At 30.2% G+C, this 2,470-nt stretch carries 3 protein-coding genes and 1 pseudogene; 2 read left to right on the top strand and 2 right to left on the bottom strand.

The features are described from left to right. Positions 1-191, top strand: a pseudogene (locus tag CBG25_RS08775) (heat-shock protein); the annotation flags it as partial. Positions 192-238: 47 nt separating this feature from the next. Here the strand turns inward: CBG25_RS08775 and CBG25_RS08770 are convergent. Then, complete coding sequence (locus CBG25_RS08770; RefSeq protein ID WP_290606078.1) at positions 239-637, bottom strand: hypothetical protein; 399 nt, start codon at positions 635-637, stop codon at positions 239-241. 545 nt (positions 638-1,182) lie between these two features. Here CBG25_RS08770 and CBG25_RS08765 point away from each other — a divergent pair. Further along, positions 1,183-1,659 carry a lytic transglycosylase domain-containing protein gene (locus tag CBG25_RS08765; RefSeq protein WP_290606076.1) on the top strand — a complete coding sequence of 159 codons (477 nt, stop codon included), beginning with the start codon at positions 1,183-1,185 and terminating at the stop codon, positions 1,657-1,659. 17 nt (positions 1,660-1,676) lie between these two features. Here the strand turns inward: CBG25_RS08765 and CBG25_RS08760 are convergent, their stop codons facing one another. Next, entirely contained in the window at positions 1,677-2,279 is a 603-nt protein-coding gene (locus CBG25_RS08760; protein WP_290606074.1) for a polysaccharide deacetylase family protein, read from the bottom strand. Between the last annotated feature and the right edge of the window lie 191 nt (positions 2,280-2,470).

The raw sequence follows: 2,470 nt of genomic DNA, 5'->3' as shown, positions 1-2,470 counted from the left end.
ATAAAGGTATTGAGAAAAAAGGATTTTCGATGAGTTTTGACCTTGACCATCGCATAAGGATCCAAAATGCCAATTTAGCCGATGGATTGCTAACATTAATTTTTAATTATGAAATACCGGAAGAACAAAAACCACAAAAGATTGCTATTGGTCAAAAATCTCAACCAGAAGTTATTGAGCACAAGAAATAACTTTAAAAGCCCCTGAGATTAGGGGCTTTTAAATAAAAAGCATTCTCTTATTTTTGTCGAAAAAAATAATTAACTTTGTAGTCCACTTCACTGAATTTTTTCTTTACTACATCATAGCCATATTGATTCATCATCCGTTGATCAATATCTTGAGGTTTGGTATTAGCAAACTCAAACATAGAATCAACTCTTAATTCAGTTTTAAGGACGGAATCGGCAATTAAAGCCAGCTTTTCATCCAAACTAACATCTTGATTACCACCCTCTTCTCTTTTTTTCTTTAAAACTCTTGCGCCGATTTTTAACATATCTAATGCGATAGCAGTACGATTTGCTGTCGATTTATTCTCTCCATCTTTTAGTTTTTCATTAATTATTTCATCAATTAAATGCAAAATAGTGAAAGGAATTGTTAATGTCATTCGATGAATATTTTGTTCTTTCATAAAAAATTTTCCTAAATTTATAAAAATAAGACCAATTATTGTTTAATTTCTAACCTCAAAAAACACCCATAAACATATTATGATATGTTTATTAGCGCATTTGGTAGAAAAATGCCAAAAAAAAGCATTATTTAATGCATTCTATAATATGTTTATAAGCATTTAATAAAATTAAAATAAGCATGTATTTAATATTTATTCTTTATTAACAATGAGTTGTTTTAATATACTTATAATCGTTTTAAAATATGTTTATAAACATATGTTTTTATTGATCAAATAATACCCATATTAATTATAAACAACTGAAATTTAAATATAAAATTATGCAAAATTTATTTTGCGAGTCGTGTTTGAGTTAGTGGTAGAAAAAGCGGATTGAGATAGGTAAAATTGAAAATGATGATTGGAATATCTTTAAAAAATCCTTTTGCTTTATAGGGGCGAAAATATGCCTAATTGTTCTGGTTTAAACCAATAAACGGGGAAGCTAGATAGGTTAAAAACATTTCCTTCTTGCTCATCATTAAATAAAGAGTATTGTGATGAAGATAAAAAATTTAATGTGGCTATTTTTTCTTATTATCTCAAAATTATCGCTTGCCGATTGTTTTTATAAAGCAGGAAGTTATTATCAAATAGACCCAGATTACTTAAGAGCCATTGCCAGACAAGAATCCAATTTTAATCCCCATGCAAAAAACAAAAATAAAGATGGCTCACTTGATTTAGGGATTATGCAGATTAATAGCAAAACCTTTAATGCCATTAAAAAAGAATATCCTGCATTATCTGAAAAAGACTTAATTAATCATCCTTGTTTAAATATTCATATTGGTGCAATGATTTTAAGTCGTAACTTTGCTAGCTACGGCAAAAATTGGCTAGCCGTCGGAATGTATAACGCTGGAATGAGAAATACCAATACATCAATTAAAAATCGTTACCACTATGCAATAAAAATTCATCAGTACTACAACCAGATTAAAGACAGAGAAATTAACTCAAAACAAATTGATTAAAAAAATTTTCATTACTATCACTCACTTCCTGATAAAGCGTAATTCAAAGGTAACCAATTAATATTACGATTAATTAATTTTGATGCTATTTTTATGCCTGCTGGTTCATTACCGTTACCATGAATTAAAACAATACTTCCTGATTTAGGTTGTTCACCTTTCGCTAACCAGGCATTACTACCAATTGGAATTAAACCTAAATTATTTAATTCTTTCACTGTTATTTTATTTGAAACCAATCCAGGGAACCGAAAAAATATTGAAGGAACCTGATTATGTTGCAATAACAGTTTCTCCGTCATTAATATCTCAGTTTTTATATTTACTCTTGGCGATAATAAAAAATTTTCATTAAGCGGTTTATCCCTAAAATAGGGATGATTAAACGAATGATTCACCCAGGTTATATCTAAACTCTTTTTATTGTTAATTAACCAATTAAATTCTTCCGGATGATTACTTATCCATAAACCACTTATGGCGATAGCGATAGGAAATTTTTTATTTCTTTCGTTAGCGACTGTTAATAAAATTCTAAAGAAATCACTTTCAAACAATCTGGTTGAAGGGCATAAATCAATACTAAGAAACATACCTTTAATATCATCAGAATGCGTCAACCCATAATTCTGGGCACCTCGAAAAACCTAAGCCGAGTTTGATTTTGCTGATAAAGTTATCGGAAGCTGGTCTACTGAGCTAACCACCATGAAGAAACGCAGCGCCATTAAGAATGACCTCTTTGCAAACCAGTATCACCAACAGACGATCGACAAGTTGGGTGACCCGCTGGTCAAGATCGAAACCTGTA

This window comes from Arsenophonus sp. ENCA (assembly GCF_002287155.1).
In the GTDB taxonomy this organism is placed as follows: Bacteria; Pseudomonadota; Gammaproteobacteria; order Enterobacterales; family Enterobacteriaceae; genus Arsenophonus; species Arsenophonus nilaparvatae.
Note: the sequence above shows the minus strand (reverse complement) of the source record. Positions and strands in the feature narration are given on the sequence as shown.

Excerpts from the sequence above, each read along its gene's own strand:
- CBG25_RS08770 (WP_290606078.1), bottom strand. The coding sequence starts at position 637 with ATGAAAGAACAAAATATTCATCGAATGACATTAACAATTCCTTTCACT.
- CBG25_RS08765 (WP_290606076.1), top strand. The coding sequence starts at position 1,183 with ATGAAGATAAAAAATTTAATGTGGCTATTTTTTCTTATTATCTCAAAA.